This window comes from Janthinobacterium sp. JC611 (assembly GCF_018682595.1).
Lineage (GTDB): Bacteria > Pseudomonadota > Gammaproteobacteria > Burkholderiales > Burkholderiaceae_D > Janthinobacterium.
In genome coordinates this window covers 101,049-124,246 of record NZ_JAFLJN010000020.1, presented here as the reverse complement: position 1 = coordinate 124,246, position 23,198 = coordinate 101,049, and the positions used below count along the sequence as shown (strand labels likewise).

Here is a 23,198-nt window from a genome sequence, read left to right as displayed (position 1 = left end):
TCATCCCAACAGCCCTGAAATGCAACTGCTCGCCGTCGGCCTCAACCATACCACCGCACCAGTGTCGCTCCGCGAACAGCTGGCGTTTGCGCCTGAGCAATTGGGTTCGGCGGTGATGGCGGCGCGCACCTGGTTCCAGCGCATCGACTTGCGCGACAACGACGAAGCGGCCATCCTCTCGACGTGCAACCGCACCGAGCTGTATGCGGCCAGCCACGTGCCCAATCCGCTCGACGCGGGCGCGCATTTCCTGGCCGATTATCACAAGCTCAACTACAGCGAGCTGCGCCCCCACTTGTATATGTTGCCGCAGCACGATGCCGTGCGCCACACCTTCCGCGTCGCCTCCGGGCTCGACTCGATGGTGCTGGGCGAAACGCAGATCCTGGGCCAGATCAAGGACGCCATCCGCACGGCCGACGAGGCCGGCGGCCTGGGCACGTATCTGCACCAGTTGTTCCAGCGCAGCTTTTCCGTGGCCAAGGAAGTGCGCAGCAGCACGGAAATCGGCGCCCACAGCGTGTCCATGGCGGCCGCCGCCGTGCGCCTGTCGCAGCGCATCTTCGACAAGATCGCCGAGCAGAACGTGCTGTTCATCGGCGCCGGCGAAATGATCGAATTGTGCGCCACGCACTTTGCGGCGCAAAACCCGAAAAGCATCACCATTGCCAACCGTACCATGGAACGGGGCGAGGAACTGGCGCACCGCTTCAACGGCAAGGCCATCCGCCTGGCCGACTTGCCGGAGCAGCTGCACCAGTTCGACATCGTCATCTCGTGCACGGCGTCATCCTTGCCGCTGCTGGGCCTGGGCCTGGTCGAGCGCGCCATCAAGGCACGCCGCCACAAGCCCATGTTCATGGTCGACCTGGCCGTGCCGCGCGACATCGAAGCGGAAGTGGGTCGCCTGAACGACGTCTTCCTGTACACGGTCGACGACCTGGGCAAGGTCGTGCAGACGGGCCTGGAAAGCCGGCAAGCGGCCGTGGCGCAAGCCGAAACCATCATCGAGACGCGCGTGCAATCCTTCATGAGCTGGGTCGACGACCGCGCCATGGTGCCCGTCATCCAGCATTTGCATGAAAACAGCGAATCCTTGCGCCTGATGGAAGTGGAGCGGGCGCGCAAGATGCTGGCCAAGGGCGCCGACATCGACGCCGTCCTGGAAGCGCTGTCGAAAGGCTTGACGGCCAAGTTCCTGCACGGTCCGCAGCAGGCGCTGCACCATGCGCAAGGCGACGAGCGCAAGCAGCTGGTCACCCTGCTGCCGAAACTGTTCCGCCCCCGCCGTTAGCGCAGCCGCGCTGGCCGCCCGCGCGGCCGCCCCTGCCCGCCTGCCGGGCCCGCACCATCCCTACACACTTTTACCGCGAATCGCTATGAAACCATCCATGCTGGCCAAACTCGATCAACTGGCGAACCGCCTGGTCGAACTCGACGAACTGCTGATGCATCCGGACGCCACGTCGAACATGGACAGCTACCGCAAGATGACGCGCGAACACGCCGAACTGGGCCCGCTGGTGGCCCTGTACCGTTCCTACCAGGAAGCGGGCAACGACATCGCCACGGCGCAGGAAATGCTGGCGGACCCCGACATGAAGGAATTCGCCCAGGAAGAGATCGAGGCGGCGAAAGCCACCATGGCGCAGCTCGAGCGCGAATTGCAGACCATGCTGCTGCCGAAGGATGTCAACGACGAGCGCAATATCTTCCTCGAAATTCGTGCCGGCACGGGCGGCGACGAATCGGCCCTGTTCGCCGGCGACCTGCTGCGCATGTACACGCGCTTCGCCGAGCGCAACCGCTGGCAGGTGGAACTGGTGTCGTCGTCCGACTCCGACCTGGGCGGCTACCGCGAAGTGATCGTGCGTATCGTCGGCAATGGCGCGTATTCCAAGCTGAAGTTCGAATCGGGCGGCCACCGCGTGCAACGCGTGCCGGCCACGGAAACGCAAGGCCGCATCCACACGTCCGCCTGCACGGTGGCCGTGATGCCGGAAGCGGATGAAGTGGAAGACGTCAACATCAACCCGGCCGACCTGCGCATCGACACCTACCGCGCCTCGGGCGCGGGCGGGCAGCACATCAACAAGACGGATTCGGCCGTGCGCATCACCCACTTGCCGACCGGCATCGTGGTCGAATGCCAGGATGACCGCAGCCAGCACAAGAACAAGGCGCAGGCGATGAAAGTGCTGGCCGCGCGCATCAAGGACGTACAATTGCGCGAACAGCAGTCGAAGGAAGCGGCCACCCGCAAGAGCCTGATCGGCTCGGGCGACCGCAGCGAGCGCATCCGCACCTATAACTTCCCCCAGGGACGCCTGACGGACCACCGCATCAACCTGACCTTGTATAAACTCGACTTCATCATGGATGGGGATTTGACGGAGTTGACGAATGCTTTAGCCGCCGAACACCAGGCTGAATTGTTGGCCGCGCTAGGTGACTAAAGGCTGGGGTCAGACCCTCTCCACCGCTGACGGCGGATCAGGCGTCGGCGCAAGCGGGGGTCTGACCCCGGGGTTTAAGTAGCGGCTAAGCAATAAAAATCTGCCCTTGTGCGAGAATGAGCAGCTCGATTCCATCCACCTCACCGTGTCGCCCATGAAAAATTCACGTACCGTCCTCCTGTCGATCGCCGCCCTGTGTTTCCTGATGCTGGGCGTGGCCATGTATTTGCAGCACGCCATGCACATGGCGCCGTGCCCGCTGTGCGTGATCCAGCGCTACCTGTTCCTCGCCATCGGCATCGCCTGTCTGGCTGGCGCGGCCGCGAACCGCCCGAAGATCGGCGCCGGCGTCGGGGTGCTGGCGGCCCTGGGCGGCCTGGGCGTGGGCGCCAAGCATTTGTACGTGCTGGCCAACCCCGGCTTTTCGTGCGGCATCGACCCGGTGGAAACGGCGCTGAACAAGATCTTCACGGCCGAACTCATGCCCTTCATGTTTGAATCGTATGGCGCCTGCGAAAACGCCGGCGAGCCGTTTTTCGGCCTGTCGATCCCGCAATGGGCGTTCATCTGGTTCGCCATCTTTAGCGTCGGCCTGCTGTGGACCTTGCTGCGCCGTCAGAAATAATTGAAAGCACCATGCCAGACACCTTGATTCCCGCCGGCAGCACCGTCGGCGCCCTGCAAATCCGTCCGCTGCTCGACCCGCTCGACAACCGCATCCTGCTGGGCCACGCGCTGGGCCTGTCGCGCGTGAGTTTGATCACGCAATCGGAGCGTGTGCTCACTGCCGACGAAGCCGACCGTTTGTCAGCCTTGCTGGCGCGCCGCCTGCAAGGCGAGCCGATCGCCTACATCGTCGGCCAGCGCGAATTTTTCGGCCTGCCATTCGAAGTCAATGACGCCGTGCTGATCCCCCGCCCCGACACGGAAGTGCTGGTGGAACTGGCGCTCGAGCGCCTGCCGCCCGGCGGACGGGTGCTCGACATGGGCACGGGCAGCGGCGCCATCGCCGTCGCGCTGGCGCACACGCGGCCCGACGCCGTCGTCACGGCGCTGGACGTCAGCAGCGCGGCGCTGGCCGTGGCGCGCCGCAACGCCAGCGCCAACGGCGTCAACATCACCTTCATGGCCAGCGACTGGTTCGAAGCGCTGGGCACGGAAAAGTTCGACCTGATCGTCTCCAATCCCCCCTACATCGCCAGCGGCGACCGCCACCTGGCCGAGGGCGATTTGCGCTTCGAGCCCACGGGCGCGCTGACCGACCACGCGGATGGCCTGTCGGCCCTGCGCACCATCGTGGCCGGCGCCGCGCGCCACCTGGCGTCCGGTGCCTGGCTGCTGATGGAACACGGCTACGACCAGGCGGCCTGCGTGCGCGGCTTGCTGACCGAGGCCGGCTACAACAAAGTGCAAAGCTGGCGCGACCTGGCCGGCATCGAAAGAGTCAGCGGCGCCCGCCTCGGCTAAGCATAGCCACCTGCGCAAAGCTTGACCCGGCGGCGCGCCAGATCCCCCCGCAGTTTGTTAAAATATCAAGCGAATTCCTGACCGAAGCGCCGTCCCCGTTCCCCGGGGCGGACGCTGGCGACGCGGCGTTTTTTGGGCCGGCGCCGACGCATTTGCCAAAATTCGGTTAATCTCAGCACAAATTATTTATATGCTGCACAAGAAAGGAAGCTCAAATTGCCCAACCTGTTGACTCGCCGCCTGGCATTGCTGACCGAAGATGCCAACCGCGCGCTGCTGGGCGGCTTGCGCGGCATCGAGCGTGAAACCCTGCGCGTCGACGCCGCCGGCCATCTGGCTTCCACGCCCCACCCCGCCGCCCTGGGCTCGGCGCTGACGCACCCTGAAATCACCACCGACTACGCCGAAGCGCTGCTCGAATTCATCACCCCCGCAGAACAGGACATCGCCGTCACGCTCGACAAGCTCGGTACCGTGCACCGCCATGCCTACAGCCGCCTCGGCGACGAGTTGCTGTGGAGTCAGTCGATGCCGTGCCAGCTGCCGCCCGAAGCGGAGATCGCAATCGCCAACTACGGCACGTCGAACATGGGCATGCTCAAGCACGTGTACCGGCGCGGCCTGGCCTTGCGCTACGGCAAGGCCATGCAATGCATCGCCGGCATCCATTACAACTACTCGCTCGACGAGCAGCTGTGGCAAGTACTGGCCAGCAACCCGGACACCAGCGCCAGCCCGCACCACGCGGCCGCCACGCCGAAAGACGTGCAGTCGGAAAGCTACCTGGCGACGATCCGCAATTTCCGCCGCTACAGCTGGCTCTTGATGTATTTGTTCGGCGCTTCGCCGGCCTTATCCAGCGGTTTCCTGCGCGGCCGCGCGCACAAGCTCGACACCTTGTCCGACGACACCCTGTTCCTGCCGTACGCCACCAGCCTGCGCATGAGCGACCTCGGCTACCAGAACGACGCCCAGTCCGGCCTGCGCCCGCACGAAAACAGCCTGGACGACTACGTCAACGCGCTCACGCACGCCGTCAACGACCCGTACCCGCCGTACGCGGCGCTGGGCACAAAGAAAGATGGCGAGTGGATTCAGCTGTCCACCAACGTGCTGCAGATCGAAAATGAATACTATTCGACCATCCGCCCGAAACGCGTGATCCGCACGGGCGAGCGCCCCATCCAGGCCCTGTGCCTGCGCGGCGTGCAATACATCGAAGTGCGCTGCATGGATGTCGACCCGTTCGAACCGGTCGGCATCAGCCTGGAAACGGGCCGCTTCCTCGACGCCTTCCTGCTGTTCTGCGCGCTCGACGACAGCGCCCCCATCTCGGCCGAGCAAAGTGCCTGCTACACGAACAATTTCGCCCGCACCGTCAAGGAAGGCCGCAAGCCGGGCCTGACCCTGCGCCGCGATGGCGAGGACATCACCCTGCGGGCGTGGGGCGAGGAATTGCTGGCGCGCATCGCGCCCGTGGCGGCCTTGCTCGATGCGCGCCAGGGCGGCACGCAGCACGCGGCCAGCCTGGCCGCGCAAGCCCGGAAACTGGCCGACCCCGATGCGACGCCATCGGCCAAGGTATTGGCCGAGCTGCGCGCCAACGGCGGCTCGTTTGCCGCCTTCGGCCTGCGCCAGAGCGAACGCCACGCCGCCTGGTTCCGCGCGCATCCAGCCACGCCGGAGCAAAGCGCGTATTTCGACGAATTGGCCGCCAGCTCGCTGGCCGAGCAGCGCGCCATGGAAGCGGCGCCGGCCGGCAGCTTCGACGATTTCGTCGCCGCCTACCGCGCCAGCACCCTGTGTTCGCACACCTGATCCTGCCTGACTTTCCACCTGGCGCCCCATGCTGACCTTCTACAATGAATTGCACGGCCAGCACCGGGGCCGCTTCGAGCTGTTTCGCGGCACCATGGTGCCCTGCTTCGAGACGCCGGAGCGGGCCGACATGGTGGTGGCCGAACTGGGACGGCGCAACCTGGGCCGCATCGTCACGCCGCACGGCGTGCCGCTGACGTCACTGGAACGCATCCACACGCCCCGTTACCTGCATTTCTTGCGCCACGCCTGGCAAGACTGGCTGGCGCTCGACCCGGACAATGCCAACAAGGATGCCTTGCCCTCCGTCTGGCCCGTGCGCACCTTGCGCAGCGACATAGAACCGGACGACTTCACGGCCAAGCTGGGCCTGTATTCGATGGACAACGGCACGCCACTGACGGCCGGCACCTGGACGGCGGCCAAGACGGGCGCCGACTGCGCCGTCAACGCGGCCCACGCGCTGCGCCTGGGAGAACGGGTCACGTTTGCCCTGACGCGCCCGCCGGGCCACCACGCGGGCAGCGATTTCTTTGGCGGCTACTGTTTTCTCAACAACGCGGCCCTGGCCGCGCAGCACCTGCTCGACGACGGCGCCCGCAAGGTCGCCATCCTCGATATCGATTACCACCACGGCAACGGCACGCAAAGCATCTTTTACCAGCGCGACGACGTGCTGTTCGCCTCCGTGCACGCCGACCCGCGCGGCGAATACCCGTTTTATCTCGGCCACGCCGACGAAACGGGCAGCGGCGCGGGACTCGGCTACAACGTCAACCTGCCGCTGCCGGCCGGCACGTCCACCGCCAGCTGGTTCGCCGCGCTGGAAACGGCCTGCCTGCGCATCAATATGTATGCGCCCGACGCGCTGGTGGTGTCGCTCGGCGTGGACACCTTCGCTGGCGATCCCCTCTCGCACTTCGCCCTGCAAAGCGGCGACTACCTGCGCGTCGGCGAGCGCCTCGCGCACCTGAACCTGCCCACCGCCTTCATCCTCGAAGGCGGCTATGCGGTGCAGGAAATCGGCATCAATGTGGTGAACGTGCTCGAAGGTTTCGAGACGGCGGATTGAGCCGACCTACATATTCCGAAACAAACTCATGAACGGCTGGCTCACGGCCAGGGTTTCCGGCCGCGTCTTCAGGCGCAGGATACCGCGTCCCACCTCGTCGCGCGTCACCGACGCCACCATCTTCATGTTGACGATGGTGGAGCGGTGGATCTGCTTGAAGATGGCCGGGTCGAGCACGTCGAGCAGTTCGCGGATCGGCTTGCGCAGCAGCGCCTCGCCCTCCGCCGTCATGACGGCCGTGTACTTGGTGTCGGATTGAAAATAGGCGATGTCTTCCACCATGATCAGCCGCGTATCCTTGCCGCTGCTGGCCGTCAGCCACACCAGCGGCGGCGACTTGGCCGCCGCCGGCAAGGCGCTCGTCAATTGCTGCAGCAAGCCGGCCAGCGCGCCGTCGCCCGCCGGGGTCTTGCCGGCCCGCGCCCGCACGCGCTGCAAGGTCGCTTGCAGGCGCTCGCGCCCGACGGGTTTCAATAAATAGTCGACGGCGCCCTTGTCGAAGGCATCGATCGCGTACTGGTCGTAGGCCGTGACGAACACCACCTGCGTGGCGGGACTGGCGTCGAGCGCGCCGGCCGCCACTTCCAGCCCGGTCAAGCCCGGCATGCGGATATCGAGGAAGGCGACGTCGGGTCGCAGGGTGGCGATGGCGTCGAGCGCCGCGCCGCCGTCGTCGCAGGCGGCGACGATGCGCAAGTTGGGCCACTCGTCGGCCAGCAGGGCCACGAGCGCGTCGCGCAACAGGGTTTCGTCTTCGGCGATGACGCAGGTCATCTCAGGCGGATGCATACGACACTCCTTGCGCCGTGCTGTCGGGCACCGTGATGGTGGCCGTCACGCCATCGGGGAAATTGGCGACAATGGCAAACGCGGCGGCATTGCCGTAGATCAGGCGCAGGCGTTCGCGCACATTGCGCAGGCCAATGCCCGTGCCGGCGCCATCGTCGCTGAACCCCTTGCCGTCGTCGGCCACCGTGACGATCACCGTGCCGTTGCCGCTGCGCGCCATGATCCAGATGGTGCCGCCGCCGCTTTTCGGCTCCAGTCCATGCTTGATGGCGTTTTCCACCAGGGTTTGCAGCATCATCGGCGGCAGCTCCACCTGGCGCAGGTATTGCGGTACCTCGATCTGCAGGTTCAGGCGCTCGCCCATGCGGATTTTCAGGATATCGAGGTAGGCGCGCGCCCGTTCCAGTTCCGTGCCCAGGGTCGACATGGCTTGCTCCGTGCGCGGCAGCGAGTGGCGCAGATACAGGATCAGGTTGCCCAGCATGGCATCGGCGCGCACGGGATCGCTGCGCGTGAGCAGCTGCGCGCTGGCCAGGGTGTTGTACAGGAAGTGCGGCTCGACCTGCGCATGCAGCAGGCTCAGCTTGGCCACCGTGAGTTCCTTTTCCGTCACCGTCTGGCGCGCCTCGGCCTGCTCGCCGCGCCGGCGCTGCGCCACCCGGCGCGTCATCGCCCGCGTCACCGCTTCCGCGTTTTCCAGGTTGCTGCCATGGTCGACGAGGAACCAGTCGGTCCAGGCATTGCGCGCCGGCTCGCAGATCAGGGTCACGCTGCCCGCCTCGCCGTTCGGCGTGACGGTGGCGAGGATCTGGTTCGGCCGCGGCTCGAGGAAACCGAGCACGCGCATGCGGGGCAAGCCCGTGTGCGTGTAGGGCGCGGCGCGGCGCACGCGGGCCTGCACCTGCAGGCTGTCGCGCGCGCTCTCGACCACTTCGCTGCCCGGCAACTCGCGGATGGCCGCGTCGATCATGTCGAACGCCTCGCCCGCCTCGAACGGGACCTCGATCTGGCGCCGCTGGCGGCTCGACAAGGTACCGGCATTAACGGCGCCGGCGATCAGGCGCACGCGCCGCACGTGCGAAAACGCATTCGTGATGACGGCGCTGGCCAGCAGCGCGCCGACGATGACAAAGAAGCCTTCCGTCTGCCCAAAGATATAGCGCAGGAAATTCTCGACCAGGATCGCCGTGGCGATGACGTAGGTGACCATCGTGGCCAGGGTGATGCGCAGGATAAAGAAGAGGCTAGTCATGATTTGTCCTTGGGGTATTGAAGTGGGGCCAGCATACCCATCGGCCCCGGCGACGGGGGCCATTATGCGATGGAAGCCCCGTGGTGGCGACAAAGGCATCAAAATAAAGCATCAATTCGCGCCACCTCGAAATAAAATCGCTTGCAATTAAATAGCGCACGATATATATTGCGTACATGGACGCCGCACATCGCTTCTGCAGACGGGCATCCTGGGGCGCCAGCCCACGAAACAAGTAGCACACTATTTAGTAGTAAACTATTTAATCAACTCAAGGAAAACCATCATGTCGATCAAACAAGTCCTGTACCGCGCTCAAGCTACCGCCACCGGAGGCCGCGAAGGCCACGCCGTGTCGTCCGACAATGTGCTGGACGTCAAGCTGACCACGCCAAAAGAGCTGGGCGGCAATGGCGCCGTCGGCACCAATCCGGAACAACTGTTCGCCGCCGGCTACTCGGCCTGCTTCATCGGCGCCATGAAATTCGTCGGCGGCCGCGACAAGATCGCCCTGCCGGCGGACCTGTCCATCGAAGGCAACGTCGGCATCGGCGCCATCGAGACGGGCTTCGGCATCGAAGTGGAACTGAAAATCTCGCTGCCAGGCATGGAGCGCGCCGCCGCCGAAGCGCTGGTCGCCGCCGCCCACATCGTCTGCCCCTACTCGAACGCCACGCGCGGCAACATCGACGTCACCCTGACGATCGTGTAATCCCCGCCGCACGCACTGCCTATCCCCGGCCGCGCCCTGGCGCCGCCGGGGATATTTGCTTTTAGCGCAGCGCCTGCAGCAGCTTGTCCGCCAGCGCCGGCGCCGAGGCGGGATTCTGCCCCGTGATCAGTTCGCGGTCGACCACCACGTTGCTGGTCCACGGCGCCTGGTTCTGCACATACCGCGCGCCTGCCGCCTGCAAGCCCGACTGCGGATAAAACTTCATCGTGCCGCCGCCGAGCGCGCCCTGCGCCGCCAGCTCTTCCTCGTTGCTGATCACCGTCATGCGGTAGCCGCTGTAAATCCAGCCGGCCGGCGCGGACGGCGTCTGGCCCGCTTCCAGCGTGGCCGCAAACGCTGCCGCCTGCGGCAAGGCCGACAGCAGGGCGATGGGGCCATGGCACAGCAGCGCCGTCGGCTTGCCGTCCGCATGGAACTGGCGCAGCAAGGCGCCCAGGCTGGCATCCTTCAGCAGGTCCTGCATGGGCGCGTGACCGCCCGGCACCAGCACGGCTGCGTAGCGGCCATAGCCGATTTGCTCCACCCGTTTCAGGCTGATCACAGGCGAGCGGCCCGGCACCGTCAGCGCCAGCCGGTCCAGCAAGGCCTTGTGCGCCGCGTGCGCGGTGGCGTCGCCGCCAAAATAGGCATCCGTATCCGAGCTGGCGTCCAGGGTGGGCGCCTGGCCCTGCGGCGTGGCGAACGTCACCGTGTGGCCCGCGTCGAGCAGCTTTTTCACGGGTTGCATCAATTCATTCAGGTAAAAGCCCGTCGGGAAGACCTTGCCGTCGCGCAGGTCGAGGTGATTCGCGTCCGACAGCACGACGAGGACGTCGGCCGCCTGGGCGGTGGAAAAGGCCGCCAGCAACAGGCTGCCGATCAGTAATTTTTTCATGGTGTGGCCTTTCTGTAGAGAGGTCACCAGCATATTCCGAATCAAAATACAGAAAAATGATGAATAATGCAGCTGACTAATGCTGAATACGACCGAATGGGAAGGCGATGGATAAATTGCAAGCGATGCAGCTGTTCCGCCGCGTGGCCGAGCTGGGCAGTTTTCGCCGCGCGGCCGATGAACTGGACCTGTCGGCCTCGTATGTGAGCCGGCGCATCGGCCAGCTGGAGCAGGAACTGGGCGGGCGCCTGATGACGCGCACCACGCGCCAGCTGGCCCTGACGGAAACGGGCGCCGCCTACCTCGAGCACTGCCGCAAGCTGCTCGACGAACTGGCGCAGGCCGAGGACATGGTGGCGCATTCGACGGCCCACGTGACGGGCCGCCTGCGCATCAACGCGCCGCTATCGCTGGGCGTGGGCGAGCTGGCCGAGGGCCTGGCCGATTTCATGGCCGAGTGGCCCGCGCTGCGCCTGGACGTCGACCTGAAGGATGAATACGTGGACCTGGCGGCGGCCAATTACGACCTCGGCTTTCGCGTCACCACGGCGCTCACCGATTCGAGCTACGTGGCGCGCCACATCCACGACTACCGCCTGCACATCTGCTGCGCGCCCGCCTACCTGGCGCGCCACGGCCCCCTGCGCGAAGCGACGGAGCTGACGCGCCAGCGCTGCTTCATCTACAGTCACGCCCTGTTCGGCAGCCGCTGGCCGCTGCGCCATGCGGGACCGCACAGCGACATCGAAGTGCCGAACTGGGTACGCACCAACAACACCCTGTTCATGCGCAGCCTGATCCTGCGCGGCCTGGGCATCGGCATCCTGCCTGCCTTTGTCTGCCGCGAAGAGCTGGCCAGCGGCGCCCTGGTCGAGCTGTTTCCGGAAATCGAGCGCCCCAGCCTGGCGCTGTTCGCCATCTACCCGTCGCGCCAGCTGGTGGCGCCCCGCGTGACGCGCTGCATCGAGCACTTGAAGCAGTGGTATGCGCAGCGCCATCCCACGCCAGCGGCGTGAAGCCGGTAAAATCACGGCCACTCTCAATCAAGGATGCCCCATGATCAGCTGGCAATGGAACACGTTCGACGAACTCGGCCCCCACGATTTGTACCAGGTGCTGGCCTTGCGCCAGCGCGTGTTCGTCATCGAACAGCAGTGCATTTACCCGGATCTGGACGGCCATGACCAGCAAGCCATGCATCTGCTGGGCTGGCAAACGGTCGACGGCCAGCGCCGGCTGGCCGCCTACCTGCGCGTGCTGGCGCCCGGCGCCAAATACGTCGAAATGTCGTTGGGCCGCGTGCTGACGGCGCCCGAGGCGCGCAGCACGGGCGCCGGCAAGCAGCTTCTGCTTGAGGGCATCGCGCGCGCCGAACGCCGGCACCCTGGCCACGCCATCCGCATCGGCGCGCAGCACTACCTGGAGCGCTTCTACCAGTCCTTCGGCTTCGTCACCGTCAGCGCACCCTACGATGAAGACGGCATACAGCACGTCGACATGCTGCGCGCGGTGGAGCAACCCGCATGACGACGGCCCTGATTTCCTGGAGCGGCGGCAAGGATTCCTGCCTGGCCCTGTGGCGCGCGCGCAACGCCGGTATCAGCGTGCCGCTGTTGATCACGGCCATGGATGAAGATGGCCGCAAGTCGCGCTCGCACGGCGTGTCGCCCGAACTGCTCGCAGCGCAGGCGGCCAGCCTGGGCGCGCGCCTGCAGCGCTATCACGCCAGCTGGGCCAGCTACGAGGAGCAATTCATCGCCATGCTGCGCGCGGCGAAGGCCGATGGCATCGATCACGCCATCTTCGGCGACATCGACTTGCAGCCGCACCGCGACTGGGAAGAAAAAGTCTGCGCCGTCGCCGGCCTGACGGCCCACCTGCCCCTGTGGGGCGAAGCGCGGCGCGCGCTGGTCGATGAATTCCTCGCCGCCGGCTTCAAGGCCATCGTCGTGTGCATCAATGGCCAGCACCTGCCGCGCGAATTTTGCGGGCGCGAGTTCGACGCCGCCTTCCTGGCCGACCTGCCGCCCGGCGTCGACGCCTGCGGCGAAAACGGCGAATTCCACACCTTCGTCTACGACGGCCCCGCCTTCAGCGCGCCGGTGGCGCTGCGCCGCGCGCAGGTGCTGCAATATGACGCGCCGGCCAATCTGGGCGGCGCCACCTACTACTTCCAGGAACTGGCGCCCGCCTGAGTCCGCCGCTCAAGTAAAAAGGGCGACTCCGTGGAGTCGCCCTTTTTGCGTGCGCCTTGCGCGTGCTTACTTTTTCGTCACGCTCACCAGCTTGATCTCGAACAGCAAGCCGGCATAGCCAGGAATTTTCGGCGCGCTGCCCGCCTTGCCATAGCCCAGGTCATAGGGAATGGCCAAGGTGCGCGTGCCGCCGACCTGCATGCCGACCAGGCCACGGTCCCAGCCCAGGATGACGCGGCCGATACCCAGAGGGAAAGTGAAACCGCTGCCCGCCGGGCTCGCATCGAATTGCACGCCCTTGTTGCCCGGCTTGCTTGCGTCATACAGCCAGCCCGTGTAGGTCACCAGCAGGGTGTCGCCCGCTGCCGCCGCCGTGCCGGTACCGGTCACCGTATCGGTAATGGTCAGTTCTTTCACTTGCGTATTCGGGTCGAGCACGACCGGCTTCTCGGTGTTGGCAGCGGCGCCGCAAGCGGTCAGGGCCACGGCGCAGACGAGCATGGCGATCTTTTGAAATACCGATTTCATGGTTTCCCTTTAAGTATTGGTGTATGACTAAGGCCCGTACGGTGCGGACCGGTACGGGCTGGAGTTTAACAGGACTCGCGTAGCCCATTTGTAAGCAGACGTAAGCACGGGGCTAAATTGTGTGCCGATACAACATTGGCACAATAGCCACATTATCTAGATTTCCACCTGCGTGCCCAGTTCGATCACCCGGTTGCTCGGAATCTGATAGTAATCGGCCGCCGTGCGCGCATTGCGCGACATGGTGACGAACAGGTGCTCGCGCCACGGCATCATGCCGGCGCCCGGGGTCGAGATGATGGTCTGGCGGGCGATGAAGAACGACGTTTCCATCATCTCGAAGTCCAGTCCCTGCTCGGCGCACTGCGCCAGCGCCGCCGGGATGTCCGGTTCGTCCTTGAAGCCGTAATGCACATTGACCTGGTAGCACTGGTGGCCCAGCTCCACCACGCGCACGCGCTCGGAAGGCGCCACCCATGGCTCTTCATGCATGAAGACGGTCAGGAAGATCACCCGTTCGTGCAGCACTTTGTTGTGCAGCAAGTTATGCAGCAGCGCATGCGGCACGCCATCCGTTTCGCCGCGCAGGAAGATGGCCGTGCCGGGCACGCGCTGCGGCGGCGCGATGAACAGCGACGAGAGGAAATCGTCGAGCGGAATCGCATGCTTTTCCAGGTTCTGGAACACCAGCTGGCGGCCCCGCTTCCAGGTCAGCATGACGATGAACAAGATCGAACCCAGCAGCAGCGGGAACCAGCCGCCATGGAACAGCTTGAGCGCGGTCGCCGACACCAGGTTGACGTCGATGATCAGGAAAAAGCCCGTGGCGGCCCAGCACAGGGCCAGGTTCATCTTCCAGCGGTAGCGGATGACGAAGAAGGTCAGGATCGTGGTCGACAGCATGGTGGCCGTGACGGCGATGCCGTAGGCGGCGGCCAGGTTTTCCGACGAGCCGAAGCCGATGACGGCCAGCAGCACCACGGCCAGCTGCAGCCAGTTCACGGCGGGGATGTAGATCTGGCCGATTTCGCTTTCCGACGTGTGGCGCACGCGCATGCGCGGCAGGAAGCCCAGGGCGATGGCTTGCTTGGTCATCGAGAAGGTGCCCGAAATGGTTGCCTGGGAGGCGATCACGGTGGCCATGGTCGACAGGATCACCAGCGGATACACGCTCCAGGCGCCCAGCTGCTGGTAAAACGGATTCGAGACGGCCTCCGGATGCGCCAGCAGCAAGCCGCCCTGGCCCAGGTAGTTCAGCGCCAGCGCGGGAAAGGCGATCAGGAACCAGGCCAGGCGGATCGGCTTCTTGCCGAAGTGGCCCATGTCGGCGTACAGCGCCTCGGCGCCCGTCAGCGCCAGCACCACGGCGCCCAAGGCAACGAAGGCGACGAAGCCGTTATTCATCAGGAAAGTGGCCGCGTGCAGGGGATTGAGCGCGGCCAGGATGGCCGGCGACTTGATCACGTTGACCACGCCCATGCCGGCCAGCGCGGCAAACCACAGCAGCATGACGGGGGCGAAATAGCGGCCGATGCCGGCCGTGCCGTGCGACTGCACGGAATACAGGCCCACCAGCACGGCGATCGTCAGCGGCACCACGTAGGGACTGAAGGCGGGCGTGGCCACTTCCAGGCCTTCGATCGCCGACAGCACGGAAATGGCCGGCGTGATCACGCTGTCGCCATAGAACAGGGTGGCGCCGAAGACGCCGATCACCATCAGCGGAAAATGCCAGCGCGACAGGCGGCTGACGGACGACAGCACCAGCGCCATCAGGGCCATGATGCCGCCCTCGCCGCGGTTGTCGGCGCGCAACACCAAGGTCACGTATTTGAGCGAGACGATCAGGGTCAGGCCCCAGAAAATCAGCGAAACGATGCCCAGCAGGTTCTCGTGCGAGAGCAGCAGGCCGTGGGCCGGGTCGAAGACGGTCTTCAGGGTGTACAGCGGACTGGTGCCGATATCGCCGTAAACGATGCCGACGGCCGCCAGCGTCAAGCCGGCAAGGCCGCTTTTTTTATGTTCCGACGTCAAGATTGCACCCATTTTTGTTTTGTTGCATCGCACAATATGATAGGTATTAGCAAATAGCAAGAGTATTTTTGCATGGTTCCGGGGTGCCCCAAGGTCGTGGTTTTGTGCCGCTCCGCCTTGCTGCGCGGACATGCGGCCATTGATTTGTTGCCATTCTACGCCTCGCCAGCGGCGCCGGGCAGCCCCCGGTGTTTTCAGCCATAATGACAGGCTGTCTACTCTCCAGCGAAGCCCACCATGAATCCAGGCATGTTGTACGCCTCCCTCGCCTTCCTGTGCTGGGGCCTGTTCCCGCTGTATTTCCACGCCATCGGCGAGATCGCGCCGCAGGAAATCCTGGCGCACCGCATGGTCTGGTCGCTGTTGTTCCTGGGAATCGTGCTGACCGTGCGCCGCCAGTGGAGCTGGCTGGGCAGCCTGAAGGCGCAGCCCAGGGTCGTGGCCAGCTTCATCGCCAGTGCGTTTTTGCTCTCCGCCAACTGGTTCATCTACATCTGGGCCGTCAACAACGGCCACGTCGTCGACGCCAGCCTCGGCTATTTTATTACGCCCCTGATCAATGTCATGCTGGGCTTCCTGCTGCTGCACGAGCGCCTGCGCCGCCTGCAGTGGCTGGCCATCGGCCTGGCCGCCTGCGGCGTGGCCTGGCTCACTTGGCAGGCGGGGCAGGTGCCGTGGATCGCCCTGCTGCTGGCGGCCACCTTCGGCGGCTATGGCTTGCTGCGCAAGACGGCCGCGCTGGGCGCGCTGGAAGGACTGTCGTTTGAAACCTTGATTCTGTTCCCCCTGGCGCTGGCCTACATGCTGTGGCTGGCATGGCATGGGCAGAGCGGCTTCGTCAATACGGATTCCACCGCCACGCGCGCGCTGCTGCTGGCGTCCGGCCCCATCACGGCCATTCCCCTGCTGCTGTTCGCGGCCGGCGCGCGCCGCCTGCCGCTGGCCGTGCTGGGGCTATTGCAATACATCGCTCCCACGGGCCAGCTCTTGATCGGCGTGTGGGTCTTCCACGAATCGTTCACGCCCGAGCGCATGCTGGGCTTCCTCGTCATCTGGACGGCGCTGGGCCTGTATGCGGCCGAAGGCCTGTGGACGGCGCGCCGCGCGCGCGCCGCCGCCTAGCGCCCGTTTCCGCAGCGCACAGCGCTGGCCGGAAGCGGGCGTTTACCGTATCCTGTCCGTCTTTGTATATCACCCGAGATTTCTAATGGCAAATTACGTCTACACCATGAATCGCGTGGGCAAAATCGTCCCGCCCAAGCGCCAGATTCTGAAAGATATTTCCCTGTCCTTCTTCCCAGGCGCGAAGATCGGCGTGCTGGGCCTGAACGGCTCCGGCAAATCGACCCTGCTCAAAATCATGGCAGGCATCGACACCGACATCCAGGGCGAAGCCGTGCCGATGCCGGGCCTGAACATCGGCTACCTGCCGCAGGAACCGCAGCTGGACCCGGCAAAAACCGTGCGCCAGGAAGTCGAGTCGGGCCTGGGCGAAGTGTTTGAAGCGCAAGCCAAGCTGGAAGCCGTGTACGCCGCGTATGCCGAGGAAGACGCCGACTTCGACGCCCTGGCCACGGAACAGGCACGCCTGGAAGCGATCATTTCAACCTCCGACGGCGGCAATCTGAACCTGCAGCTGGAAATGGCCGCCGACGCGCTGCGCCTGCCGCCTTGGGACGCCACCATCGGCGTGCTGTCCGGCGGTGAAAAGCGCCGCGTGGCGCTGTGCAAGCTGCTGCTGTCGAAACCGGACATGCTGCTGCTCGACGAGCCGACCAACCATCTGGATGCGGAATCGGTCGACTGGCTGGAACAGTTCCTGCTGCGCTTCCCCGGCACCGTCGTCGCCATCACCCATGACCGCTACTTCCTCGACAACGCGGCCGAGTGGATCCTGGAACTGGACCGCGGCCACGGCATTCCATGGAAGGGTAACTACTCGACCTGGCTGGACCAGAAGCAAGCCCGCCTGAAACAGGAAGAGGCGACGGAATCGGCGCGCCAGAAGGCGCTGCAGAAGGAACTGGAATGGTCGCGCCAGAATCCGAAAGCGCGCCAGGCCAAGTCGAAAGCCCGCCTGGCCCGCTTCAACGAGCTGTCCGAGCACGAATACCAGAAGCGCAACGAGACGCAGGAGATCTTCATTCCCGTGGCCGAACGCCTGGGCAATGAAGTCATCGAGTTCAAGAACGTGTCGAAAGCGTTCGGCGACCGTCTGCTGATCGATAACCTGAGCTTCACCGTGCCGCCCGGCGCCATCGTCGGCATCATCGGCCCCAACGGCGCCGGTAAATCGACCCTGTTCAAGATGATCACCGGCAAGGAAACGCCGGACAGCGGCGAAGTGGCCATCGGCCAGACGGCGCGTGTGTCCATCGTCGACCAGAACCGCGATAGCCTGGCCGACAACAAGTCCGTGTTCGAGGACGTGTCCGGCGGCGCCGACATGCTGACGGTCGGCCGCTTCGAAATGCCGTCGCGCGCCTACCTGGGCCGCTTCAATTTCAAGGGTTCGGACCAGCAAAAACAAGTGGGCAACCTGTCCGGCGGTGAACGCGGCCGTCTGCACCTGGCGAAAACGTTGTTAATGGGCGGCAACGTCCTGCTGCTCGATGAACCGTCGAACGATCTGGACGTGGAAACCCTGCGCGCGCTGGAAGACGCCCTGCTGGAATTTGCCGGCAGCGTCATGGTCATTTCCCATGACCGCTGGTTCCTCGACCGTATCGCCACGCACATCCTGGCTTTCGAAGGCAATTCGCAAGTCACCTTCTTTGACGGCAACTATCAAGAGTACGAAGCCGACAAGAAGAAACGCCTGGGCGAAGAAGGCGCGAAGCCGAAGCGTATCCGCTACAAGCCATTGACGACGTAATTTACGCAAGGCAATGCAAAAAGGCAGTCACCTCGCGGTGACTGCCTTTTTTTTCAGCACATTTCCAAGTGATTAGAAATTGTAGCGCGCGCCCAAAGCGAGGCCCGTCGCCTTGCGGCCCTGGTCGGCGCTCTTGCCGAAGTGTTCCACTTCCGCCGTCAGCGAGACTTTCTCGTTGATGGCGTACTGGGCGCCGACGGAAGCGTACACGCCCGTCTTGTCGTTGCCGCTGATGCCGCTCGACAGGCCCGTGCCGCTCAAGCTGTTCTTGACCTTGGCCACGCCGAGCTTGCCGAACACGCCAACCTTGTCGCTCACCGGCATGGTGGCCTTGCCGGCCAGGTAGTAGCCGTGCGAATCGCTTTTCACGGAACCGTTGCCGGCGCCGGTGACATAGCTGTAATCCTTGCTGCCGAAATCGGCATAGCCGCCCTCGATCGCCCAGGTCTTATCGAAATCGTAACCGGCGAAGATCTTGGCGCCGGCCTTGTAGCCGCTGTGATTGTCGGCGCTGGTGGCGCCAGGAATATCGAAGTTATAGCGGTTGCCCGTGACGCCGGCACCCACATAGGCGCCTTCGGCGTGCGCGGCGCTCATGCCGGTCAGTGCGGTAACGGAAGCGATCATTGCAAACAGGATTTTCTTCTTCATCATGTTCTCTCTCTCAATTAGTGAATGGTGCCTGGATTCGCAGTTCAGCGAAGTGCGATGACTACACAATAACAGCCGAAAAAAGCCACGTCTTTCTCGATTCCGTAAGAACTGTGACAAGATGTAAGCCAACATTCCAAACTAACAATAAGCGTAAAATGCGCACTGTTGAGCGAACTTAAGATAGACTTAAGAACATTAGCGATTTTCAGTCCAGAGGAGAAATGCATGCACAAGCGCCAGTTTCTCGCCGCCGGCATGGCCGCCGCGGCCCTGCCCGCCATCGCCCGGGCGGCGCCCGCCGGCCCGCGCGGTCCTGCCCTGCTGACCATCACGGGCAGCATAGACAAGCCCAACCGGGGCCCGTTCGACGCCATGCGCGACCAGATGATGCACAAGCAAAAGATCAGTTTTGAGCGGGCGCGGGCCTTCGACTTCGCGGCGCTGGCGAACTTGCCGGCACGCACCATCCACCCCACCCTCGAATACGATGGCAAGGCGCACGCCCTGCGCGGGCCGCTGCTGGTCGATGTATTGAAGGCGGCGGGCGCGCCCGAGGAAGATGCCGTGCGGCTGCTGCTGCGGGCCGTGGACGGCTATGCGGCGGCGCTGACCATGGCGCAGGCGCGCGCACAGCGGTTTATCGTCGCCACCCACCTGGACGGGCAGGCGATGGCGCTGGGCGGCCTGGGGCCGCTATGGGCGATCCACGATGCGGACCGCATCGCGGCCGTCGCGGCCCTGCCCCTGGCCGAACGGTTCGCCAGCTGCCCGTGGGCGCTGTATCACATCGGCGTGGAGGCGGGTTGAAGCTACTTAAAACGCCAAACAAAACCGTAGCGAGCGGAAGGGAGAGGTAGCTAAGAAGCGCAACCGTACTATAGTACGGTGAGCATCGCAGGCCGCCTATACCGACGCGCAGCAGGTTTTGATAGGCGTTTAGGCGTAGGCTTCCGCCATCGACATCACGCGCGGGGCGATGGTGATGCCGTGTTCCTCGAACAGGGCCGTGATGGCCGCCAGGTTGTGCGCGCACTCCTCGGTTTTCCAGCCCTTGAAGATATCCGTGCCATCCTTCTGGAAATGCAGGTCCAGCACCTTGCCCGCATCCTTGTGCAGGTAGGGCGAACTATAGGTGTTCTCGAAACCGAGCGCCTTCAATTGCCCCAGCAAGGCATGCGGTGGATGATCGGGATCGGTGGCGAGGAAAATGCCGAAGGTCTTGCCGGGCGGCTTGGCGGCGATGTCGACCTCGTAGATGCCGGGGGCCTTGCTGACGGACGTACTCTTTAAAAATAACATGCAACACTCCCTGCGCGTAATGTCCCGCGCCTGAAACGGGCGGCAAGACAGGGGCGGTGCGCGATGATTCCCCTCATCAAATCTTATTGCTAATTTGCATCTTTGTCGACAATGCGGCACTTTTATTTGGTAAGTCGTGGTTATCTTGTCGCGTTCGCCTGCCTAAATTATCAATAAAGCCAGTTATCATTGCGCCAATACCTGGCCTGCTGCATACTTTTGGCTGCGTCACGATGGCCCTCCTCCCGCCTGCCACTCCTCGTCCCCATGCGTCTTCTGTCGATCAAGTACCGCCTGCTCATTCTCCTGACCCTGATACTGGGGGCGGGCTTCATGGCGACCAGCCTGGCCAGCTACCTGGCCTCGCGCCAGGCCATCGAGCATGGCATCGCCGACCAGACCTTGCCGCTGACGGGCGACAATATCTATTCCGAAATCCAGAAGGACATGCTGCGCCCCGTCTTCATTTCCTCGCTGATGGCGCACGACACCTTCGTGCGCGACTGGATACTGGCCGGTGAAAACAAGCCGGAACAGATCGTGCGCTACCTGGCCGAGGTCAAGAAGAAATACGGCGCCATCACCAGCTTTCTCGTCTCCGACAAGAGCAGCAAATATTATTACGCGGAAGGCACGCTGAAATCCGTCAGCCCGCAGGCGACGCGCGACATCTGGTACTACCGCGTGCGCGCCATGGACAAGAGCGACTATGAAACGAATGTCGACGTGGACATGGCCAACCGCGACAGCATGACCATCTTCATCAACCACCGCGTGGTCGACTACGACGGCCGCTTCATCGGCGCCACCGGCATCGGCCTGACCCTGGCCACCATGAGCCACATCATCGACCGCTACCAGGCGCGCTTCCACCGCAACATCTATTTTGTCGACGCCGCCGGCACCCTGGTGCTGGCGGGCAAGACCATGCGCAACGGGCACGGCAACATCCGCAGCCTGCCGGGCGTGAGCGCCATTGCCGGGCAGATCATCAACCACCAGAGCGAACCGACGCATCTGTCGTACCAGCTGGGCAGCGCGCAAATCCTCGTCAACTCGCGCTTCATTCCCGAGCTGGGCTGGTACCTGGTGGTCGAGCAGAACGTCAGCGACGAAGTCCAGTCGCTGCAGCGCGTCTTCATCCTCAACCTGGCCATCAGCTTTGGCGTCACCCTGCTGGTGCTGGTCTTGACCCTGCTGACGGTGAACCGCTACCAGCGCCGCATCGAGCGCATCGCCTCGACCGATGCGCTGACGGGGCTATTGAACCGCCAATCGCTGGAATTGCTGTTCCAGCGCGCCATGCTCTTGTCCAAGCGCAACGAGCAGCCGATGTCCGCCATCCTGTTCGACATCGATTTCTTCAAGCGCGTCAACGATACCCATGGCCACCTGTGGGGCGACAAGGTCATCCGTGGCGTGGCCGACGTGGCGCGCGCCACCGTGCGCGAAAGCGACGTCATCACGCGCTGGGGCGGCGAGGAATACCTGGTATTGCTGAACAACTGCAACCTGGCCAAAGCGGCGGTCGTGGCGGAAAACCTGCGCGCCGCCATCGAAGGCCACGATTTCGGCCTGCCGGCGCCGCAAGTGCCCGTGACGATCAGCCTGGGCGTGGCCGAGTACCGGCCGGACGAAAGCGAATCGGCCTTCTTCTCGCGCGCCGACAGCGCGCTGTATCAGGCCAAGCAGCACGGACGCAACGGCGTGCACGCCGCCGACTGATTTACTGCCCGCGCTTGCGCCTGGCCAGATCCTGCGTGGGCGCCACCAGCGCGCGGTACAACTCACCCGTGGCGGCATCCCAGCTTTGCACGGCCAGCTGCTGGCGTTGCACGGTGGCCGAATCGCCCCGTGCGATGGGGCCGGACAGCGCGGGCGCGGCGCCCAGGCGGAACACATTCGCCACCGCTTCCGTCACCAGCGGCTGCGCCAGTTCGCGCGCCACGGGTTCGGGGATGCCGGCCGCCTGGTAGGCGCGCAAGGCGGCATCGAGCACCGTCACCAGGTAATTGCTGGCGAAGACGGCGGCCGCGTGATACAGGGTCTTGGCGGCCGGATCGATGGGCACGGGACGCGCGCCGATGGCGTTCAAGGCCGGCGTGAGGAAGGCCAGCGCCAGCGGGTCGCCCTCGACGCCGCAAAACGTGCCGTCGAAGGTGGCGGCCACCTGCCGCGGATCGGCAAAGCTGCGGATCGGATGGGCGCTGGCGACAGAGGCTCCGGCCTGCGTGGCCGCCAGCAGCACGTTCGAGGCCAGCGCGCCGCTGCAGTGAAACACGATGGCGCCCGCCTGGCGTCCCTCGGCCACCAGCGCCGCGCAGGCCGGGCCGATCTGGTCGTCCGAGACGGCCAGCATCGTCACGTCGGCGCGCCGCAAGGCCGCATAGCTGGCGACGGGCGTGCCGGCGCCGATGAAATCGACGGCCGCCTGCGCCGACGCCATCGAGCGCGTCAGCACATCCTGCACCGCGATGCCGTCCACGCCGGCGAACAGACGGCCCAGTACACGGCCAACATGGCCGGCGCCGATGATATTCATGGTCACGTTCATGCTCATGCTCTAGAAACTCGATCCAGGCTGGCGCAGGAATTCCAGCTCTTGCGGCGTGGCGGCGCGTCCGAGGATGGCGTTGCGATGCGGGAAGCGGCCAAAGCGGGCGATCACTTCCTGGTGCCGCTCGGCATAATCGAGCATGCCGTCAAAACCGGGCTGCGCCTGCGACAGCAGCTGGAACAGCTCGACGGCGCGCGCCTGCATGGCCAGGTCTTCCGCGTGTTCGAACGGCAGGTAGGCGAAGGCGCGCAGCATGGGTGGCAACTGCCGGTCCTGCCCCGCCTGCGTCAAGGCGACGGCCAGCGCCAGCGCCTGGCCGTCGCCGGCAAACGCGCGCGGCGTGCCGCGATACACATTGCGCGTGAATTGATCGAGCACAATGAGGCGCGCCAGCGCGCCGTGCGGCGTGCTGTCCCAGTCGCGCAAGCCGCCCTCGATGGCGGCATCGATCAGCGCGCCGAAACGCGCGCGTATCTGCGCGTCGAAGCCGTCATCCTTGCGGAACCATTCCACGCGCGACTGGCCATGGCCAGGGTGATCCGGCGGCAGGAACCAGAAATCGAGTACCTCTTGCGCCCGTGCGTCCATGTCCATC

General features: G+C 64.5%; 23 protein-coding genes. 14 read left to right on the top strand and 9 right to left on the bottom strand.

Annotation, left to right across the window (positions count from 1 at the left end; genetic code table 11):
* Positions 1 to 19: 19 nt before the first annotated feature.
* The 6 genes from hemA (at position 20) to J0O65_RS13125 (ending at position 6,813) form a co-directional block, all read left to right on the top strand.
* Positions 20 to 1,294, top strand: coding sequence for a glutamyl-tRNA reductase (hemA, locus tag J0O65_RS13150; RefSeq protein ID WP_215407358.1), 1,275 nt, complete (start codon positions 20 to 22; stop codon positions 1,292 to 1,294).
* An 85-nt stretch (positions 1,295 to 1,379) separates the two neighbouring features.
* Entirely contained in the window at positions 1,380 to 2,456 is a 1,077-nt protein-coding gene (gene prfA / locus J0O65_RS13145; protein WP_215407356.1) for a peptide chain release factor 1, read from the top strand.
* Between the two features lie 154 nt (positions 2,457 to 2,610).
* The gene (locus J0O65_RS13140) at positions 2,611 to 3,081 is read left to right on the top strand and encodes a disulfide bond formation protein B (protein WP_215407354.1); all 471 of its coding nucleotides are present in this window, start codon (positions 2,611 to 2,613) and stop codon (positions 3,079 to 3,081) included.
* A gap of 11 nt (positions 3,082 to 3,092) precedes the next feature.
* A complete protein-coding gene (gene prmC / locus J0O65_RS13135) occupies positions 3,093 to 3,923 on the top strand; it encodes a peptide chain release factor N(5)-glutamine methyltransferase (protein WP_215407352.1) in 831 nt (276 codons plus the stop codon).
* 216 nt (positions 3,924 to 4,139) lie between these two features.
* Complete coding sequence (gene gshA, locus J0O65_RS13130) at positions 4,140 to 5,741, top strand: glutamate--cysteine ligase (RefSeq protein ID WP_215407350.1); 1,602 nt, start codon at positions 4,140 to 4,142, stop codon at positions 5,739 to 5,741.
* A gap of 28 nt (positions 5,742 to 5,769) precedes the next feature.
* Positions 5,770 to 6,813, top strand: a complete 1,044-nt coding sequence (locus tag J0O65_RS13125) for a histone deacetylase family protein (RefSeq protein ID WP_215407348.1) — start codon at positions 5,770 to 5,772, stop codon at positions 6,811 to 6,813.
* 6 nt (positions 6,814 to 6,819) lie between these two features.
* Here the strand turns inward: J0O65_RS13125 and J0O65_RS13120 are convergent, their stop codons facing one another.
* Positions 6,820 to 7,602, bottom strand: a complete 783-nt coding sequence (locus J0O65_RS13120; protein ID WP_215407346.1) for a LytR/AlgR family response regulator transcription factor — start codon at positions 7,600 to 7,602, stop codon at positions 6,820 to 6,822.
* Positions 7,589 to 8,854 (bottom strand): histidine kinase, encoded by a 1,266-nt coding sequence (locus tag J0O65_RS13115; RefSeq protein ID WP_215407344.1) that lies wholly within the window; start codon positions 8,852 to 8,854, stop codon positions 7,589 to 7,591. Before J0O65_RS13115 ends, J0O65_RS13120 begins: the two co-directional genes overlap by 14 nt.
* Positions 8,855 to 9,140: 286 nt before the next feature.
* Between J0O65_RS13115 and J0O65_RS13110 the strand changes: the two genes are divergently transcribed.
* Positions 9,141 to 9,566: an organic hydroperoxide resistance protein gene (locus J0O65_RS13110; protein ID WP_215407342.1), complete on the top strand. Its 426-nt coding sequence runs from the start codon at positions 9,141 to 9,143 to the stop codon at positions 9,564 to 9,566.
* A gap of 61 nt (positions 9,567 to 9,627) precedes the next feature.
* Here the strand turns inward: J0O65_RS13110 and J0O65_RS13105 are convergent, their stop codons facing one another.
* Positions 9,628 to 10,461, bottom strand: coding sequence for a type 1 glutamine amidotransferase domain-containing protein (locus J0O65_RS13105; RefSeq protein ID WP_251373733.1), 834 nt, complete (start codon positions 10,459 to 10,461; stop codon positions 9,628 to 9,630).
* 107 nt (positions 10,462 to 10,568) lie between these two features.
* Here J0O65_RS13105 and J0O65_RS13100 point away from each other — a divergent pair, with 107 nt between their 5' ends.
* The 3 genes from J0O65_RS13100 to J0O65_RS13090 are packed head-to-tail and all read left to right on the top strand — an operon-like array spanning position 10,569 to position 12,656.
* Positions 10,569 to 11,477 (top strand): LysR family transcriptional regulator, encoded by a 909-nt coding sequence (locus J0O65_RS13100; RefSeq protein WP_215407339.1) that lies wholly within the window; start codon positions 10,569 to 10,571, stop codon positions 11,475 to 11,477.
* Between the two features lie 40 nt (positions 11,478 to 11,517).
* Complete coding sequence (locus tag J0O65_RS13095; RefSeq protein ID WP_215407337.1) at positions 11,518 to 11,988, top strand: GNAT family N-acetyltransferase; 471 nt, start codon at positions 11,518 to 11,520, stop codon at positions 11,986 to 11,988.
* Positions 11,985 to 12,656, top strand: coding sequence for a Dph6-related ATP pyrophosphatase (locus J0O65_RS13090; protein ID WP_215407335.1), 672 nt, complete (start codon positions 11,985 to 11,987; stop codon positions 12,654 to 12,656). The genes J0O65_RS13095 and J0O65_RS13090 overlap by 4 nt, the downstream gene beginning before the upstream one ends.
* Before the next feature lie 66 nt (positions 12,657 to 12,722).
* Here the strand turns inward: J0O65_RS13090 and J0O65_RS13085 are convergent, their stop codons facing one another.
* Positions 12,723 to 13,184: an FKBP-type peptidyl-prolyl cis-trans isomerase gene (locus J0O65_RS13085; protein WP_251373732.1), complete on the bottom strand. Its 462-nt coding sequence runs from the start codon at positions 13,182 to 13,184 to the stop codon at positions 12,723 to 12,725.
* Between the two features lie 156 nt (positions 13,185 to 13,340).
* On the bottom strand, positions 13,341 to 15,218 hold the full coding sequence (locus J0O65_RS13080; RefSeq protein ID WP_215407644.1) for a potassium transporter Kup: 1,878 nt from the start codon (positions 15,216 to 15,218) through the stop codon (positions 13,341 to 13,343).
* 237 nt (positions 15,219 to 15,455) lie between these two features.
* On the opposite strand from J0O65_RS13080, the gene rarD reads away from it, so the two are divergent.
* Both rarD and ettA read left to right on the top strand, forming a co-directional pair.
* The gene (gene rarD / locus J0O65_RS13075) at positions 15,456 to 16,340 is read left to right on the top strand and encodes an EamA family transporter RarD (protein WP_215407333.1); all 885 of its coding nucleotides are present in this window, start codon (positions 15,456 to 15,458) and stop codon (positions 16,338 to 16,340) included.
* Positions 16,341 to 16,425: 85 nt separating this feature from the next.
* Entirely contained in the window at positions 16,426 to 18,093 is a 1,668-nt protein-coding gene (gene ettA, locus J0O65_RS13070) for an energy-dependent translational throttle protein EttA (protein ID WP_034752850.1), read from the top strand.
* A gap of 72 nt (positions 18,094 to 18,165) precedes the next feature.
* On the opposite strand, the gene J0O65_RS13065 is transcribed toward ettA, so the two are convergent.
* Positions 18,166 to 18,747: a porin family protein gene (locus J0O65_RS13065; protein ID WP_152251586.1), complete on the bottom strand. Its 582-nt coding sequence runs from the start codon at positions 18,745 to 18,747 to the stop codon at positions 18,166 to 18,168.
* A 225-nt stretch (positions 18,748 to 18,972) separates the two neighbouring features.
* Between J0O65_RS13065 and J0O65_RS13060 the strand changes: the two genes are divergently transcribed.
* On the top strand, positions 18,973 to 19,554 hold the full coding sequence (locus tag J0O65_RS13060; protein ID WP_215407330.1) for a putative pterin-binding protein: 582 nt from the start codon (positions 18,973 to 18,975) through the stop codon (positions 19,552 to 19,554).
* A 129-nt stretch (positions 19,555 to 19,683) separates the two neighbouring features.
* Here the strand turns inward: J0O65_RS13060 and J0O65_RS13055 are convergent, their stop codons facing one another.
* Positions 19,684 to 20,046 (bottom strand): hypothetical protein, encoded by a 363-nt coding sequence (locus tag J0O65_RS13055; RefSeq protein ID WP_215407328.1) that lies wholly within the window; start codon positions 20,044 to 20,046, stop codon positions 19,684 to 19,686.
* A gap of 267 nt (positions 20,047 to 20,313) precedes the next feature.
* Here J0O65_RS13055 and J0O65_RS13050 point away from each other — a divergent pair, with 267 nt between their 5' ends.
* Positions 20,314 to 21,771: a sensor domain-containing diguanylate cyclase gene (locus J0O65_RS13050; RefSeq protein ID WP_215407326.1), complete on the top strand. Its 1,458-nt coding sequence runs from the start codon at positions 20,314 to 20,316 to the stop codon at positions 21,769 to 21,771.
* 1 nt (position 21,772) lies between these two features.
* Here J0O65_RS13050 and J0O65_RS13045 read toward each other — a convergent pair whose 3' ends face one another.
* Both J0O65_RS13045 and J0O65_RS13040 read right to left on the bottom strand, forming a co-directional pair.
* The gene (locus tag J0O65_RS13045) at positions 21,773 to 22,600 is read right to left on the bottom strand and encodes a Rossmann-like and DUF2520 domain-containing protein (RefSeq protein ID WP_215407324.1); all 828 of its coding nucleotides are present in this window, start codon (positions 22,598 to 22,600) and stop codon (positions 21,773 to 21,775) included.
* Between the two features lie 9 nt (positions 22,601 to 22,609).
* Positions 22,610 to 23,197, bottom strand: a complete 588-nt coding sequence (locus J0O65_RS13040; protein WP_215407322.1) for a DUF924 family protein — start codon at positions 23,195 to 23,197, stop codon at positions 22,610 to 22,612.
* Position 23,198: the final 1 nt, after the last annotated feature.

Excerpts from the sequence above, each read along its gene's own strand:
- hemA (WP_215407358.1), top strand. The coding sequence starts at position 20 with ATGCAACTGCTCGCCGTCGGCCTCAACCATACCACCGCACCAGTGTCG.
- prfA (WP_215407356.1), top strand. The coding sequence starts at position 1,380 with ATGAAACCATCCATGCTGGCCAAACTCGATCAACTGGCGAACCGCCTG.
- J0O65_RS13140 (WP_215407354.1), top strand. The coding sequence starts at position 2,611 with ATGAAAAATTCACGTACCGTCCTCCTGTCGATCGCCGCCCTGTGTTTC.
- prmC (WP_215407352.1), top strand. The coding sequence starts at position 3,093 with ATGCCAGACACCTTGATTCCCGCCGGCAGCACCGTCGGCGCCCTGCAA.
- J0O65_RS13125 (WP_215407348.1), top strand. The coding sequence starts at position 5,770 with ATGCTGACCTTCTACAATGAATTGCACGGCCAGCACCGGGGCCGCTTC.
- J0O65_RS13120 (WP_215407346.1), bottom strand. The coding sequence starts at position 7,602 with ATGCATCCGCCTGAGATGACCTGCGTCATCGCCGAAGACGAAACCCTG.
- J0O65_RS13115 (WP_215407344.1), bottom strand. The coding sequence starts at position 8,854 with ATGACTAGCCTCTTCTTTATCCTGCGCATCACCCTGGCCACGATGGTC.
- J0O65_RS13110 (WP_215407342.1), top strand. The coding sequence starts at position 9,141 with ATGTCGATCAAACAAGTCCTGTACCGCGCTCAAGCTACCGCCACCGGA.
- J0O65_RS13105 (WP_251373733.1), bottom strand. The coding sequence starts at position 10,461 with ATGAAAAAATTACTGATCGGCAGCCTGTTGCTGGCGGCCTTTTCCACC.
- J0O65_RS13100 (WP_215407339.1), top strand. The coding sequence starts at position 10,569 with ATGGATAAATTGCAAGCGATGCAGCTGTTCCGCCGCGTGGCCGAGCTG.
- J0O65_RS13095 (WP_215407337.1), top strand. The coding sequence starts at position 11,518 with ATGATCAGCTGGCAATGGAACACGTTCGACGAACTCGGCCCCCACGAT.
- J0O65_RS13090 (WP_215407335.1), top strand. The coding sequence starts at position 11,985 with ATGACGACGGCCCTGATTTCCTGGAGCGGCGGCAAGGATTCCTGCCTG.
- J0O65_RS13085 (WP_251373732.1), bottom strand. The coding sequence starts at position 13,184 with ATGAAATCGGTATTTCAAAAGATCGCCATGCTCGTCTGCGCCGTGGCC.
- rarD (WP_215407333.1), top strand. The coding sequence starts at position 15,456 with ATGAATCCAGGCATGTTGTACGCCTCCCTCGCCTTCCTGTGCTGGGGC.
- ettA (WP_034752850.1), top strand. The coding sequence starts at position 16,426 with ATGGCAAATTACGTCTACACCATGAATCGCGTGGGCAAAATCGTCCCG.
- J0O65_RS13065 (WP_152251586.1), bottom strand. The coding sequence starts at position 18,747 with ATGATGAAGAAGAAAATCCTGTTTGCAATGATCGCTTCCGTTACCGCA.
- J0O65_RS13060 (WP_215407330.1), top strand. The coding sequence starts at position 18,973 with ATGCACAAGCGCCAGTTTCTCGCCGCCGGCATGGCCGCCGCGGCCCTG.
- J0O65_RS13055 (WP_215407328.1), bottom strand. The coding sequence starts at position 20,046 with ATGTTATTTTTAAAGAGTACGTCCGTCAGCAAGGCCCCCGGCATCTAC.
- J0O65_RS13050 (WP_215407326.1), top strand. The coding sequence starts at position 20,314 with ATGCGTCTTCTGTCGATCAAGTACCGCCTGCTCATTCTCCTGACCCTG.
- J0O65_RS13045 (WP_215407324.1), bottom strand. The coding sequence starts at position 22,600 with ATGAACGTGACCATGAATATCATCGGCGCCGGCCATGTTGGCCGTGTA.
- J0O65_RS13040 (WP_215407322.1), bottom strand. The coding sequence starts at position 23,197 with ATGGACATGGACGCACGGGCGCAAGAGGTACTCGATTTCTGGTTCCTG.